We start from the raw sequence: 13,216 nt of genomic DNA, 5'->3' as shown, positions 1-13,216 counted from the left end.
ACGATGGATCTTCAGGCCCCTTCACCGGCAGCCCCCTCCCCCGCGGACACCGCCACCGCGGCGGGCGGGCGACGATTGCGCGAGCGCCATTTCGACGTGGCGGACAAACGGGTGCGCGTCCTGCTCGGCGAGGACGTGCAGGACGAGATGGCCGAGACGCTCGGCTCGCTGCGGGCCGACCGCTTCATCGTGGTCACCGACGACAACGTGGCGGACGTCGTCGCCGGGAAGCTGGCCGGCGCCCTCGACGCCGTGGCGCCCACGCTGCTGCTGTCCCACCCGCCGGGCGAGGAGCACAAGAACCTGGCGACGCTGTCCCGCTTCGTCGACCTGGCGCTGGACTTCGGGGCGACGCGCCGGACCGTGGTGGTGGCGGCCGGCGGCGGCATCCCCGGCAATATCGCGGGGCTGCTGGCCGGGCTGCTCTTCCGCGGGGTGCGGCTGGTGCACGTGCCGACGACCGTGATCGCCGCCTGCGACTCGGTCATCTCGGTCAAGCAGGCCGTCAACACCTCGCACGCCAAGAACATGGTCGGCCTCTACCACCCGCCCGAACTGATCCTCGTGGACCTCGCGGTGGTCGCCCTGGGCTCACCGCGCGATCTGCGCTCCGGTACCTGCGAGACCGTCAAGAACGCCCTGGCGATCGACCCCGCGCAGATCCCCCGGCTGCGCCGGCTGCTGCGCCGCCGGGCGGACTACACCCCGGCCGACCTCGGCGAGATCTTCGACCTCAGCCTCGCCGTCAAGGGCCGGCTGCTGCTGGCGGACCCGTACGAGAAGTACTCCGGGCTGCTCCTGGAGTACGGGCACACCATCGGCCACGCGCTGGAGCTGGCCAGCACGGCGCACGGCGCCAAGGAGGCGGCGCTCAAGCACGGCGAGGCGGTGGCGCTGGGCATGGTGGCGGCGGCCGACGTGGCGCACCGGATGGGGCTGCTCGACGCGGCGGACGTGGCCGTCCACGAGGAGCTGGTCGACCGGGCGGGCGTCTGCCGGTGCCTGGCGGCGGGCATCGCGCCGACGACGGTGCTGCACCACGTCGCGTACGACAACAAGCGCGGCTACCGCTCGTGCGGCGGCGACGAGGTGGCGATGGTGCTGCTGGGGGCGCTCGGCAAGCCGCTGGGCGCGGACGAGCACTACCTCACGCCCGTACCGCACGCCCATGTCGCCGACGCCGTCCACGACCTGCTGCGGCGGGGCGCGCAGTGCCCGGCGGCGGCGCGGGGAGCCGAGGGGCACGCCGCCTCATGACCGATATCCGCTGGCCGCTGCCCACGCCCCTGACCCCGCCCCCGCCCGACACCCGCGACGCCTCCCCGGCTCCGCCGACGGGGCCCGCCATCGTCACGGCCCGCTCCCCGCTGCGCGTCTCGCTGGCCGGCGGCGGCACCGATCTGCCCAGCTACTCCTCGCGCCACGGCGGGCTGGTGCTGAGCTGCGCCATCGACCGGTACGTCGGCGTGACCCTCTTCCCGCGCGAGTTCGACGGCCGGGTGCGGGCCGCGACCGACAGCTACGACCTGTGCGACGGCGCCCACCAGCACCCCAACCCCATGACGCGGGCGTGTCTGCTCCGCGCCGGGCTGCGCAGCGGCTACCAGGTCGCCTCGTTCAGCGACGTGCCCAGCGGCAGCGGGCTCGGCGGGTCCGCCGCGTTCGCCGTCTCGCTGCTGCACGCGGCGGCGCCCGGCGCGCTGTCGCGGCAGGCCCTCGCCGAGGCGGCGAGCGCGGTGGAGATCGACGACCTCGGGCGCGCGGTCGGCAAGCAGGACCACTACATGGCCGCGTTCGGCGGCGTCCGGCTGCTGCGGTTCCATCCGTCGGGGCGGGTGGCGCCGGACCGGCTCGACCTGCCGGCCGCCTCCCGGTCCGCCCTGGAGGAGCATCTGATGCTCTTCCACTCCGGGATCAGCCGGGACGCGGGCGACATCCTCGCCGAGCAGAACCAGCGCACGCTCAGCGGTCACGATGCGTCCCTGCGCAGGCTGCACGCCATCCGCTCCCTCACCCACGGCATGGTCGACGCGCTGGTCGCGGGCGATATGGACGCCGTGGCGGGGCTGGTCAACGAGCACTGGTCGCTCAAGGCGCGGCTCGGCTCGCGGATCAGCAGCCCGCACCTCCAGGCCCTGCACGACCGGGCGATGGAGGCGGGCGCGCGGGGCGCGAAGCTGCTCGGTTCGGGCGGCGGCGGCTTCCTGCTGCTGGTGTGCCCGCCGGCCCGGCACGGTGACGTACGCCGGTCGCTGGGCGAGGCGGGGCTGCGGGAGCTGACGTTCCGGCTGACCGACGAGGGCTCCCGGACCGGGCGGCTGCCGCTGTGAGCGCCACCGGAGCCCCCGAGCGGCCGGCGGCGGTGCCGATCACCGTCGTGACGATCACCCGCACCCGGCCCGGGCTGCTGGCCCGCGCGGTGCGCAGCGCGCAGGGGCAGCGTCCGCCGGGCGGCTTCGAGCATCTGATCGTGATCGACGACTGCCTGGACACCTACCGCTCGCTGCGCGAGCTGCCCGAGCCGCCGGCCAATGTGCGCTGGCTGCTGGCCGGCCGCGGGCCGCGCGACGTGTCCGGTCCCGGCCGCTCCTCGCGGCTGCGCAATATGGCCGTGCGGATCTGCCGGAGCCCCTGGATCGCGTTCCTCGACGACGACAACGAGTGGGAGGCGGACCATCTCGCGTCGCTGCTGGAGTGTGCCGCCCGTACGGGCCACCGGGCCGTGCACTCCCAGTCCCAGATGGTCAACGCCGATGGCACGCCGTATCTCGAAGAGCGCTCGCCGTGGTCCGAGGACGAGGCGGAGGGGCGCGCGGAGTACGCGCGGCTGCGGGCGAAGGGCGTGGTGGAGCCGGGTTCCTGTGTACGGCGCGACCGGCTCGACCCGCTGGGCGTGCCCGACCCGGTGATCGAGGTGGATACCGGGGAGTGGCTGCTCGCGCGGGAGCTGCTGCTGGAGGTCCCGTTCCGGGACTCCTTCGACGCGCGGGACGAGGCCGAGCGGATCGGCGAGGACGACAAGCTGGCGATGGATCTGCGGGCCCGCCGCGAGCCCGTCTCCTGTACGGGGCTGCCGACGCTGCGCTACTACCTCGGCGGCTACTCCAACAACTTCTCCCTCTCCTTCGACTCGACGTTCTCCTGGCGAGAATGAGGAACTGATGACCTATCACATCGCGAACGGGAAGGTCGTAAGTCCGGAAGGCTGCGAGCTGAACGTCGCGCACCACTGCAACCTCGGCTGCGCCTCGTGCAGCCACCTCTCACCGGTCTTCCGCCGGTCCTTCATCGACCCCGACACCGCCGCCCGCGACCTCCACCTGCTGGCCCGGTCGTTCGCGGCGAAGTTCGTCAAGGTGCTCGGCGGCGAACCGCTGCTCCACCCCCGACTCGTGCCGATCCTGCACCAGGTGCGCGCCTCCGGCCTCGCGCCGCACATCACGGTCTGCACCAACGGCATCCTCCTGCCGCGGATGCGCGAGGACTTCTACGCCGCGGTCGACGAGATCGAGATCTCCGTCTACCCGGACCGGGAGCTGGACGACGAGAAGATGGCGCGGGTACGGGCGTACGCGGACGAGCACGGCGTGCTGCTGAACATCTCGCACTACTCGCACTTCCGCTACTCGTACGCGGAGCACGGCACCGACGACGCGGCGCTGGTCCGGCGGATCTTCGCGACCTGCCAGATCGCGCACGTCTGGCGCTGCCACACGCTGTACGAGGGGCACTTCTTCAAGTGCCCGCAGTCCGTGTTCCTGCCCCAGGTCCTCGACGGCGCCAAGCCGCTGTGGACGGACGGCCTGCGCGTCACCGACGAGCCGGACTTCCCCGAACGGCTGCTGGCCTACCTCCAGGACACCGAGCCGCTGGCCGCCTGCCGCAACTGCATGGGCAGCGTCGGCCGGCGCATGCCGCACCAGCAGCGCACCCGCCGCGACTTCCGCGACCTCCAGAAGCACAGCACCGAGGAGCTGACCGACCACCGTTTCCTGACCCTGCTGGAAGAGCGGCCGGACGCCGACGACGGCTGCGCCGTCGAGAGCGCCGACGCCTGGCAGGAGCGGCTGCGCGACCGCGCGGCAGCCGCCGTGCCCGTACCCGCCCCGCACGCCCCCCGCGCCCGGAAGAGGTCCTGATGCGTTGCCTGGTAACCGGCGGTTCCGGCTTCATCGGCCGGCACGTCGCCCGTCGCTTCGAGTCGTCCGGCCATGACGTGATGGTCCTCGACAACCGGTGGACCCCCGACGACCCGTTCCCCGGCACGGCGCTCGACGTGACGGCCAGGGACGAACTGCACGAGCTGTTCTCCTCCTGGCGGCCGGACGCCGTGATGCACCTGGCGGGCGTCGCCGACGCGCGCGCCGTGCTGGCCGACCCCGTGACGGCCATGGACGCCAACGTCACCGGGACCGCCGCCATCCTGGCCGCCTCGGCTGCCTCCGGCGTCTCCCGCGTCGTGATCGCGGGGAGCTGCTGGGTCTACAACGCGATGCGGACCGAGGCCATCGACGAGGACGAGCCGTTCCTGCCGACCGGCGCCGGCCACTTCTACACCACCTCGATGATCGCCAAGGAGCTGCTGGCCCGGGACTTCGCCCGGCTGCACGGCCTCCAGTCCACGGTGCTGCGCTACAGCCCCGTCTACGGCCCCGGCATGTGGCCCGGTCTGGTCGTCTCCGCGTTCCTGCGGGCCGCGGCCGAGGGCGGCCCGCTCACCGTCTTCGGCGACGGCTCCGAGCGCCGCGCCTTCCTGCACGCCCACGACCTCGCCGACGCGTTCTACCGGGCGACCGCGCCCGAGGCGGCGGGCCAGGTCTACAACCTGGAGGGACCGGAGATCATCACCACCCTGGAGCTGGCCCAGAAGGTGTCCGCCCTGTTCGGCGGGGTGCCCATCACCCACCGCGAGGAGCCGACCCGGCGCGGCGAACTCGTCTACGCGCAGCGCTTCGTCTCCACCGAGAAGGCCCGGCGCCAACTGGGCTGGACCCCGCGCATCGGCATCGACGAGGGCCTGGCCCTGCAACTCGCCGCGGCCGGTCACGCCGCCCCGGGCGCGAAGGCGGCGACCCGATGACGGAACGCGAAGTGGTGCCCGTACGGCCGGACTTCTCCGCGGCGGACATCGGGACCATCCTCGGCTCCATCCGCACCGCCCTGGAGACCGGGCAGCTCGCGCAGGGCGAGGAAGTGGCGGCGTTCGAGCGGGAGATGGCCGCGTACACCGGGGCCCGGCACGCCGTGGCGCTCGCGTCCGGCACCGCCGCGCTCGTCTGCGGGCTGCGGGCGCTGGCCGAGCGCGGCATCGGCGAGGTGCTGGTGCCCGCCAACTCCTTCTACTCGACGGCCGCGGCCCCGCTGCTGGCCGGGCTCCGCACCCGCCTCGTCGACGTGGAGGCGAAGACGTTCGCGCCGTCCGTCGAGACGCTGGAACGGGCCGTCACCAAGGACACCGTCGGTGTGCTGGTGGTGCACATGGGCGGCCTCATCACCCCCGAGCTGCGGGCGATCGCCGACTGGTGCGAGGCCCGCGGGCTGTGGCTGTTCGAGGACTGCGCGCACGCGCACGGCAGCCGCCTCGACGGGGTCCACGCGGGGAACTTCGGGGTGGCGGGCGCGTTCTCGTTCTTCGCCACCAAGGTGCTCACCTGTGCCGAGGGCGGCATGCTGACCACCGACGACGACGAGCTGGCGGCGGCGATCGGGCTGTACCGCAACCTCGGCAAGACCGAGGCGTGGCGCAGCCACCACACCGTGCTCGGCGAGAACGCCCGGATGAGCGAGCTGCACGCCGCCGTCGGCCGCGCCCAACTGCGCCGCCTGGACGAGTTCCTGGACGTGCGGCAGCGGCTGGCGGACCGCTACACCGCGGGCCTGTCCCGGCTGCCGGGGCTCACGCCCGTACTCCCGTCGCACACCCCGGCGAGCTGGTACAAGTACGCGGTGCTGCTGGAGCCCGCCGTGGACCGGGCCGCGCTGAAGGCCGCCCTCAAGGAGGCCGGGGTGCGCCTGGGCGGCGAGATCTACGAGATGCCGCTGGACGCCCAGCCGGTGTTCGCCGACCGGATACCGCGCGATACGCGCCACCCCGTGTCCGAGGACGTGTGCGCCCGCCACATCTGCCTGCCCCTGCACACCCGCATGACCGAGGACGACGTGGACTTCGTCGTCACGGCCCTGGAGAAGAACCTCACCTGACCGCCGCGGCCCCGCCCGCCCCGGCATCGCGAAAGGACAGCCGTGCCCGCACTATCGGAGGAAGAGCTGTATCTGTTCGACACCACGGGGTTCCTCGTGGTCCGGGGCGCGTTCAGCGCCGCGGAGGTGGAGACGTACACGGCGGAGCTGGGCCGGCTGGCCACCGTCGACCCGGGGTTCGCGAACACGGCGCGCTACCGGGACCTGCCGGCCGCGAGCCCCGTCTTCGACCGGCTGGCGCTGGACGAGCGGCTGGTCGGCCCGGTGCGCGACGTCGTCAACCAGCCGCTGCGCCTGCTGGAGGGGTACGGGCTGCGGCGGGGCAAGGACAGCGTGCTCTACCTGCACGGCGGCAACTCCGAACTCCTCGACCTCGGCGGCGGTGTGGTGGGCCGGGACCTGTCCATCACGCACACCTACCACGACGGCAAGCTGTACTGCCCGTACGTCAAGACCCTGGTCTACCTCAGCGACATCCAGTCCCAGGAGGACGGCTCGTTCTGCTATGTGCAGGGGTCGCACAAGGCCAACTTCCCGCTGCTGCGGCCCCGCGCCGAGCGCGGGGTGCGCGCCTCGCTGATCGATACGGGCTTCCCCACCCTGACCGATGTCTTCGTCCGCTCCGGAGACATGCTGCTGCTCAACGAGGCCCTGATGCACGGCACCCGGCGCAAGCTCACCGACGGCGACCGGCTGCTGGTGGCGTTCGGGTACGGTCCGACGTTCCTCTCCGACTGGCGCGAGCTGGACGGGGAGACCGGGGATCTGCGCGGCGCGGGCTACGTGGACCACGACGTCGAAGAGGACTTCGTGCACTGAGTGCGGGCGCCTCCCCGGCGCGGCGCACCGGATTCCCCGACAGGATTGCAGGGACGCAGACATGACACAGAACGCATTCGCCGCCCCGGTCCGCCCGGACCTGGGCCCGTGGGACGAATACCTGGCCACGGCGGGCCCGCTGCTCGGCTCGATGGGCGAGCAGGTCGACCGGCTCATCGCCGAACTCGACGCGGTCCGCCGCGACGGTTCGACCGTCTTCCTCGCGGGCAACGGCGGCAGCGCCTCGGCCGCCTCGCACCTCGCGCAGGACCTCCTCAAGGGCGCGTACACGGGCGACGGGCCGCCGCTGCGGGCCATCGCCCTGACCGACAACCTCTCGATGCTGACGGCCTACGCCAACGACTGCGGCTACGAGCGGGTGTTCGTGGAGCCGCTGCGGCTGCTGGCGGCGCCCGGCGACCGGCTGCTGGTGATCAGTTGCTCCGGCACCAGCCCCAATGTGGTGGCCGCCGCCCGGCACGCCAAGGAGGCCGGGGTGCGGGTCGTCGCGGTGACGGCGGGCACCGGCGGCACGCTGCGGGACCTGGCCGATCTGGAGGTGAACGCCCCGACCAAGGACGTGGGCCTGGCCGAGGCGATGCACAGCATGATCTTCCACTACGTCACCCAGTCGCTCCGCGACGTCCCCGGCCCCCGCTGAGCCCGCCTCCCCGTTTCCTTCCCTCGACCAGAAAGGCCACGGCATGCGAGCAGCAGTCCTGAACGGCCCCCGCGACATCACCGTGCGGGAGGTGCCCGACCCGGAGGTCCCCGAGGGCTGGGCGCTGGTGAAGGTCGCGTACAACTCCATCTGCGGCAGCGACGTGTCGCTGTACAACAACGCGTGGCACGGCACCGCGTTTCCGGCGGTGCCGGGCCATGAGTGGAGCGGCACGGTCGTGGAGAGCCGGGGCGGCGGCTTCGCGGCGGGCGACGAGGTGGTCGCCGATCTCGCGCTGGGCTGCGGCCGCTGCCGCTGGTGCCGCCGCTCGCAGCTCGTGATGTGCCCCGAGCTGCGGGAGTTCGGCTTCACCGACCCGGGCGCCTGCGCCGAGTACATCGCGGTGCCCGCGGCGAACCTGGTGCGGCTCGCGCCCGGCACGGACCTGCTGACCGCCACCCAGGCGGAGCCGCTGGCCGTCGCGCTGCACGCGCTGCACCGGGTGCGGCTGGAGCCGGGCGAGAGCGTCGCCGTGCTGGGCTGCGGCGGCATCGGCCTCAATGTCCTCCAGGCCGTACGGGCGGTGGGCGCCCGGGTCGTCCTGGCCGTGGACCCCATCGCCAAGCGGGCCCGGGCGGCGGCCGCGCTCGGCGCCGAGACGGTGCTCGGCGACCCCGCTGACGTGGCCGCGTGGATCGCCGACGCGGGGCCGGCCGGGCTGCCGGACGTGGTGCTGGAGGCGAGCGGCGAGCCGCCCGCCGTGCGGCTGGCCACGGATCTGGTGGTGCCGGGCGGCCGGGTGGGGCTGATCGGCTACCGGATGGGCCGCGGCGTCGAGCTGGAGTCCGCGCGGTGGCCGCTGAAGCTGATGGAGATGATCGGCACGATGGGGCCGGGCCGCTATATGCCCGCGGCGGCGGGCCTGGTGAGCCGGGGCGCGATCCGCACCGACGAGGTCATCACCCATGTCGTGGACCTCTCCGACGCCGGCAAGGCGTTCCACCTCGCGGACGAGCCGGGGGACGAGGTCATCCGGGTCGCGATCCGCGCGGACTCGTAGCCGGGGAACCGAGGAAGGAGACCGTTCCGTGGCCGAGTTGAGGAGGGACCCGCTGACGGGCGCGCGCGTCATGGTGCGGGGCAGCCGTCAGGGCCGGCCCCGCACCCGCGGCGCGGACTGCCCGTTCTGCCCCGGCGGCCTGGAGGCGCCGGAGCCCTACCGGGTGCGGCGGTTCGCCAACCGCTGGCCCGCGCTGGAGGCGGGGCGGTGCGAAGTGCTGCTGTACTCCCCCGACCACGCCGCCACCTGGGCGACGATGGGCGAGGAACAGGCGGTGCGCGCGGTCGGGTTGTGGGACGCGTGCACGCGGTCGCTGGGCGCGCTGCCCGATGTCGGCTACGTGCTGCTCTTCGAGAACCGGGGCGCGGAGGCGGGCGCGACCGTCGACCATCCGCACGGCCAGGCGTTCGGCCTGGCCGAGGTGCCGCCGACCGCCGCCGCGCACCTGGGCGGCGACGGCGGGGCGGACGGCTGCTCGCTGTGCGCCGGGCCGGCGAAGGAGCTGCTGGTCGCGGAGGAGGACGAGTGGTGGGCGTGGGTGCCGCGCGCGCCGATCTACCCGTACACGGTGCGGGTGGCGCCGCGCGGCCATCTCCCCGGCCTGCCGGCCTGCGACGCGCGGGACCGGCTGTCGCTGGCCCGGCTCCTGTCCGGCGTCGTCGGCCGCTTCGAGCGGTTCTTCGGCGGCCCGGCCCCGTACTTCCTCTGGGTCCACCAGCACCCGACGGACGGCGCCACCTGGCCGCGCGCCCACCTGTACGTGGAGATCGTCTCGGTCTGGCGGTCCCCCGGCGTCCCCCGCTACATCGCCGCCGGCGAACTGGGCAGCGGCATCTTCTTCACCCCGCTGGAGCCCGAGGTCGCCGCCGAGCGGCTGCGGGAGGCGTGAGGGCCCGGTGACGTCTTACGGCACGGCCCGCCGGGGGGCGCCGCTTCCGGGCGGGGTGCGCCCGGAAGCGGCCGGTTCACCCGGCCAGTTCCTTGAACTGGTCGACGAGGAGCGCGATCGGGTCGCGCGGCATCTGGCGGCGCACGGCCACCGCGGCGCGGGCGCCGATGGCGGGCCAGTCGGGGCGGCGCTGCCAGGCGCGCTCCAGGGCCTCGTCGAGGCAGTCGGCCACGGGGCCGGCGGCGACGAAGCCGGTGTCGCCGTCGGTGAGGAGTTCCGCGTTGCCCGCGACGTCGCTGACGATGACCGGGCGGCCGCAGAGCATCGCCTCGATGATGACGGTCGGCAGTCCCTCGGCGCGCGAGCACAGGACCAGCCCGTGGTGGGTGCGCCAGACCTCCTCGATGTCCTTGGTGTAGCCGGCGAACTCCACGCTGTCGAGGCCGAGCCGCGAGACCAGGGCCCGCAGCACCCCCTCGTACTCGCCGGAGCCGAAGACGGAGACGGTCAGCGGGCGCTCGCGCCACTTGGGGCGGGCCAGCACGTCGAAGAGGACGTCGTGGCCCTTGCTGTTGGGGTCGAGGCGGGCGAGGCAGGCGAGGCGTACGGGGGTGTCCTCCGCCGGCCACGGCGGCGCGGCGTCGTAGTCGACCTTGAAGTGGCAGCGCACCACGCGGCCGTTGGGTATCCGGGCGCCGACCTGTCGCTCCGTCAGTTCCCGGTTGCTCTCGGAGACGAAGAACGACGCCAGAGCGGAGTTGTAGGCGCTCGCCAGGCGCTCCGCGACATCATCCGTCAGCCACTCGTACTCGGACGCGGAATTGGAGTAGGCGACGTAGGGGTAGCCGCGCCGGCGGCACTCCTCCAGCCAGCCCAGGCCCTCGTAGTTGTCGCCCTGGGAGACGACGACGAAGTCGGGCCGCACGGCCTCCAGGGTGCTCAGCCGCCGCTCGGACCACGGCAGTTCGTAGCAGGGGCGCAGATCGTACGGCGGGTGGTCCCACCTGCGGTGCACGACGCAGCCGGCCTTCTCCAGGTCGGCGAGTTCGCCGGGGGTCTCGTCCCAGCCCTTGACGCTCGCGTGGATCTCGGCGCCGTCGCGCAGCCAGTGGGCGGCGGCCAGCGCCCAGTTGGTCTCGCTGGGGCCCCAGGGCGCCGATTCATTGGCCGACACGAAGAGGATCCGAGGCCGTGTCCGCTGGGTCTCGCTCATGTGCGTACCACCTCCGAAATGTGCGGCACATCTGCCGCAGCAATTTCCGCGCGACCCGTCGAATTACCTCGGGCGGCGGCGGGATACGACAGGACGATATCAGTGGGGACAATCTTGGGGAAGCACGCATGCGGAAAAAGCAGGAGCCCATGAGAAAACCGGCGGCATTTCCTCCCGGCCGCCCCGTACCACTTATTTGCATAACACCGGCCGATACTGTCCGGCCGGTATTTCGCTTGCGGAATTCCGTACTGCACGGCGACGGCGCGTGGAAAGGCGACGGACGATGAGGCTTTTGGTGACCGGCGGCGCGGGCTACATCGGCAGCGTGGTGGCGCGGCGGCTGCTCGACGAGGGGCACCGGGTGGTGGTGGTCGACGACCTCTCCAGCGGGTTCGCGGACGCGGTGCCGCGCGGCGCCGAGTTCGTGCGCGGCACGATGGCGGAGGCGGCCCGCGTCCTCGCCGGGCCGCGCCGCTTCGACGGGGTGGTGCACCTGGCGGCGCGGTCGCTGATCGACGACTCGGTGCGGCGCCCGGAGCGGTACTGGCGCGGCAACACGGTCGAGACGCTGCGGCTGCTGGACGCGATGCTGGCGGCCGGCGTCGAGCGGCTCGTCTTCTCCTCCACCGCCGCCACATACGGCCAGCCGGCCGAGGTGCCGATCACGGAGAGCGCGCCGACGGCGCCCACCAATCCGTACGGGGCGTCGAAGCTGGCCGTGGACAAGGCGCTGGACGACTACACGCGCGCCCACCCGCTGGGCGCGGTCAGCCTGCGGTACTTCAACGTGGCGGGCTCGGTGGGCGACTGCGGCGAGCGGCACGAACCGGAGACGCACGTCATCCCCATCGCGCTGGACGTGGCGCTGGGCAGGCGGCCGGAGTTCTCGGTGTACGGCGACGACTACCCGACCCGGGACGGCACCTGCGTGCGGGACTTCATCCACGTGGCGGACATCGCCGAGGCGCACCTGGCGGCGCTGCGCACCGTCGCCCCCGGCGAGCACCGGATCTACAACCTCGGCAACGGGCAGGGGTTCTCGGTTCTGGAGGTGCTGGACGCTGTGGCGCGGGTCACCGGCCGGCCCGTGCCGTCCCGGGCCGCGGATCGCCGCCCCGGCGATCCGCCGACCCTGGTGGCGGCCGGCGACCTGATCCGGCGCGAGCTCGGCTGGAAGCCGGGGCGGCCGGATCTGGCGGAGATGATCGAGGATGCCTACCGCTTCCACCGGGCCCGGCGCGGGTGAGGCCGCCGGGGCCCGGCCCGTCCGCGGGCGGGTCAGCCGACGCCCCACAGCCGCCGCGCCAGCTCATCGATGTCGTCGATGCCGGTCAGGTCCAGCGGGGTCTCCTCCAGGACCTCGAAGTCGTGCAGGAAGGTGAACTGGAGCATTTCCCTGGGGAAGCTGTCACTCACGTCCCAGTCGGCGCCTTCGAGGAGCGCGGCGAGGAGTTCGCGGTCGGCCCGGAAGGCGTTGAGATGCAATTGGACCAGGCTGTACCGCGGGTCGCCGGCGTACACGTCGGTGAAGTCGATCAGCCCGCTGATCCCGCCCAGGCCGGGGTCGACGAAGAGGTTGGTGCCGTGCAGGTCGCCGTGGACGAACCGCGGCTCGCGGCCGGCCAGCAGCTCGTCGACGTCGGGCAGGAAGGCGGGCACGGCGTCGAGGAGGCCGGGCGAGAGGTACCCCCACTCGCGGTGGTCGGCGACGGTGGCCTCGCGGCGCTCCTTGAGCAGGTCGGGGAAGGTCCGCGAGTCGGGCCGCAGCACGGCCGGGCCGGTCAGCGGCACGGCGTGCAGCCGGCGCAGCGTCGCGCCGAACTCCCTGGCGAGGGCCAGCAGCGCGGGCCGGTCGTCCGGGCCCGCGGCGTCGGCGGCCTCCCGCCAGGTGCGGCCCGTGGCCCGCTCGATGACGAGGTACGGCCAGGGCCACCCGGCGCCGCCGGGGCGCAGTTCGCCGCGGCCGAGCAGCTTCGGCACGGGCAGGTCGGCCCCGGCCAGCACCTCGTACGCCTCCAGCTCCGAGGCGTAGGACTCCGGGCCGCACCAGTGCTCCCCGTACAGCTTCACCGCGAGGCCGGTGTCGCTGATCAGGACCGGGTTCGTGCTCTCACCGGGGACGCGCAGCTCGCCGGCGGGCAGGCCCAGCTCGTCGAGGGCGTGGCGGGCCCAGGGCTCCCAGAAAGCGGCGTCGTTTCGGAGTTCGGCATAGCTGTCGTCCGAATTGATTCGGCTCAGGTCGGCGAGGTGATTATTCTGCACGAAAGACCCTCGATTCGTTTGCACACGCCCGTCGGAATTCCCGTCAGGCTAGCACGGCGCACATCCAGGACAACGGTGAAGTTTGGCCACCACTCGATGCTGGTGAGG

Annotated in this window: 13 protein-coding genes; 11 read left to right on the top strand and 2 right to left on the bottom strand. The window is 73.1% G+C overall.

From position 1 onward, the window contains the following. The first annotated feature begins 3 nt into the window (after positions 1-3). The 10 genes from IF55_RS16870 to IF55_RS16825 all read left to right on the top strand — a co-directional run bounded on the left by IF55_RS16870 (position 4) and on the right by IF55_RS16825 (position 9,630). Positions 4-1,257 (top strand): 2-deoxy-scyllo-inosose synthase, encoded by a 1,254-nt coding sequence (locus IF55_RS16870; protein WP_157854277.1) that lies wholly within the window; start codon positions 4-6, stop codon positions 1,255-1,257. Then, the gene (locus IF55_RS16865; protein WP_157854278.1) at positions 1,254-2,330 is read left to right on the top strand and encodes a GHMP family kinase ATP-binding protein; all 1,077 of its coding nucleotides are present in this window, start codon (positions 1,254-1,256) and stop codon (positions 2,328-2,330) included. Before IF55_RS16870 ends, IF55_RS16865 begins: the two co-directional genes overlap by 4 nt. After that, entirely contained in the window at positions 2,327-3,154 is an 828-nt protein-coding gene (locus tag IF55_RS16860; RefSeq protein WP_048832077.1) for a glycosyltransferase family 2 protein, read from the top strand. The genes IF55_RS16865 and IF55_RS16860 overlap by 4 nt, the downstream gene beginning before the upstream one ends. A 7-nt stretch (positions 3,155-3,161) precedes the next feature. Beyond that, positions 3,162-4,139 carry a radical SAM protein gene (locus IF55_RS16855; protein WP_030877218.1) on the top strand — a complete coding sequence of 326 codons (978 nt, stop codon included), beginning with the start codon at positions 3,162-3,164 and terminating at the stop codon, positions 4,137-4,139. Beyond that, on the top strand, positions 4,139-5,080 hold the full coding sequence (locus IF55_RS16850; RefSeq protein ID WP_048832076.1) for an NAD-dependent epimerase/dehydratase family protein: 942 nt from the start codon (positions 4,139-4,141) through the stop codon (positions 5,078-5,080). Before IF55_RS16855 ends, IF55_RS16850 begins: the two co-directional genes overlap by 1 nt. Then, positions 5,077-6,201 (top strand): DegT/DnrJ/EryC1/StrS family aminotransferase, encoded by a 1,125-nt coding sequence (locus IF55_RS16845; protein ID WP_078644530.1) that lies wholly within the window; start codon positions 5,077-5,079, stop codon positions 6,199-6,201. The genes IF55_RS16850 and IF55_RS16845 overlap by 4 nt, the downstream gene beginning before the upstream one ends. A gap of 42 nt (positions 6,202-6,243) precedes the next feature. Beyond that, on the top strand, positions 6,244-7,020 hold the full coding sequence (locus IF55_RS16840; RefSeq protein ID WP_030877226.1) for a phytanoyl-CoA dioxygenase family protein: 777 nt from the start codon (positions 6,244-6,246) through the stop codon (positions 7,018-7,020). A gap of 61 nt (positions 7,021-7,081) precedes the next feature. Then, the gene (locus tag IF55_RS16835) at positions 7,082-7,681 is read left to right on the top strand and encodes an SIS domain-containing protein (protein ID WP_063763979.1); all 600 of its coding nucleotides are present in this window, start codon (positions 7,082-7,084) and stop codon (positions 7,679-7,681) included. Positions 7,682-7,724: 43 nt separating this feature from the next. Beyond that, on the top strand, positions 7,725-8,741 hold the full coding sequence (locus tag IF55_RS16830) for a zinc-dependent alcohol dehydrogenase (protein WP_030877232.1): 1,017 nt from the start codon (positions 7,725-7,727) through the stop codon (positions 8,739-8,741). A 28-nt stretch (positions 8,742-8,769) separates the two neighbouring features. After that, positions 8,770-9,630, top strand: a complete 861-nt coding sequence (locus IF55_RS16825; RefSeq protein ID WP_048832073.1) for a galactose-1-phosphate uridylyltransferase — start codon at positions 8,770-8,772, stop codon at positions 9,628-9,630. 76 nt (positions 9,631-9,706) lie between these two features. Here the strand turns inward: IF55_RS16825 and IF55_RS16820 are convergent, their stop codons facing one another. Continuing rightward, a complete protein-coding gene (locus IF55_RS16820) occupies positions 9,707-10,843 on the bottom strand; it encodes a glycosyltransferase family 4 protein (RefSeq protein ID WP_030877236.1) in 1,137 nt (378 codons plus the stop codon). 286 nt (positions 10,844-11,129) lie between these two features. On the opposite strand from IF55_RS16820, the gene galE reads away from it, so the two are divergent. Then, on the top strand, positions 11,130-12,092 hold the full coding sequence (gene galE / locus IF55_RS16815) for a UDP-glucose 4-epimerase GalE (RefSeq protein WP_030877239.1): 963 nt from the start codon (positions 11,130-11,132) through the stop codon (positions 12,090-12,092). Between the two features lie 32 nt (positions 12,093-12,124). On the opposite strand, the gene IF55_RS16810 is transcribed toward galE, so the two are convergent. After that, positions 12,125-13,108, bottom strand: a complete 984-nt coding sequence (locus IF55_RS16810) for a phosphotransferase family protein (RefSeq protein WP_030877241.1) — start codon at positions 13,106-13,108, stop codon at positions 12,125-12,127. Positions 13,109-13,216: the final 108 nt, after the last annotated feature.

The sequence above is a fragment of the Streptomyces varsoviensis genome (assembly GCF_000718635.1).
Taxonomy (GTDB): domain Bacteria; phylum Actinomycetota; class Actinomycetes; order Streptomycetales; family Streptomycetaceae; genus Streptomyces; species Streptomyces varsoviensis.
This window is presented reverse-complemented; position numbering and strand designations above follow the sequence as displayed.

Bases quoted from the DNA above. Each gene is read 5' to 3' on its own strand.
- IF55_RS16870 (WP_157854277.1), top strand. From the start codon at position 4: ATGGATCTTCAGGCCCCTTCACCGGCAGCCCCCTCCCCCGCGGACACC.
- IF55_RS16865 (WP_157854278.1), top strand. From the start codon at position 1,254: ATGACCGATATCCGCTGGCCGCTGCCCACGCCCCTGACCCCGCCCCCG.
- IF55_RS16855 (WP_030877218.1), top strand. From the start codon at position 3,162: ATGACCTATCACATCGCGAACGGGAAGGTCGTAAGTCCGGAAGGCTGC.
- IF55_RS16850 (WP_048832076.1), top strand. From the start codon at position 4,139: ATGCGTTGCCTGGTAACCGGCGGTTCCGGCTTCATCGGCCGGCACGTC.
- IF55_RS16845 (WP_078644530.1), top strand. From the start codon at position 5,077: ATGACGGAACGCGAAGTGGTGCCCGTACGGCCGGACTTCTCCGCGGCG.
- IF55_RS16835 (WP_063763979.1), top strand. From the start codon at position 7,082: ATGACACAGAACGCATTCGCCGCCCCGGTCCGCCCGGACCTGGGCCCG.
- IF55_RS16830 (WP_030877232.1), top strand. From the start codon at position 7,725: ATGCGAGCAGCAGTCCTGAACGGCCCCCGCGACATCACCGTGCGGGAG.
- IF55_RS16820 (WP_030877236.1), bottom strand. From the start codon at position 10,843: ATGAGCGAGACCCAGCGGACACGGCCTCGGATCCTCTTCGTGTCGGCC.
- galE (WP_030877239.1), top strand. From the start codon at position 11,130: ATGAGGCTTTTGGTGACCGGCGGCGCGGGCTACATCGGCAGCGTGGTG.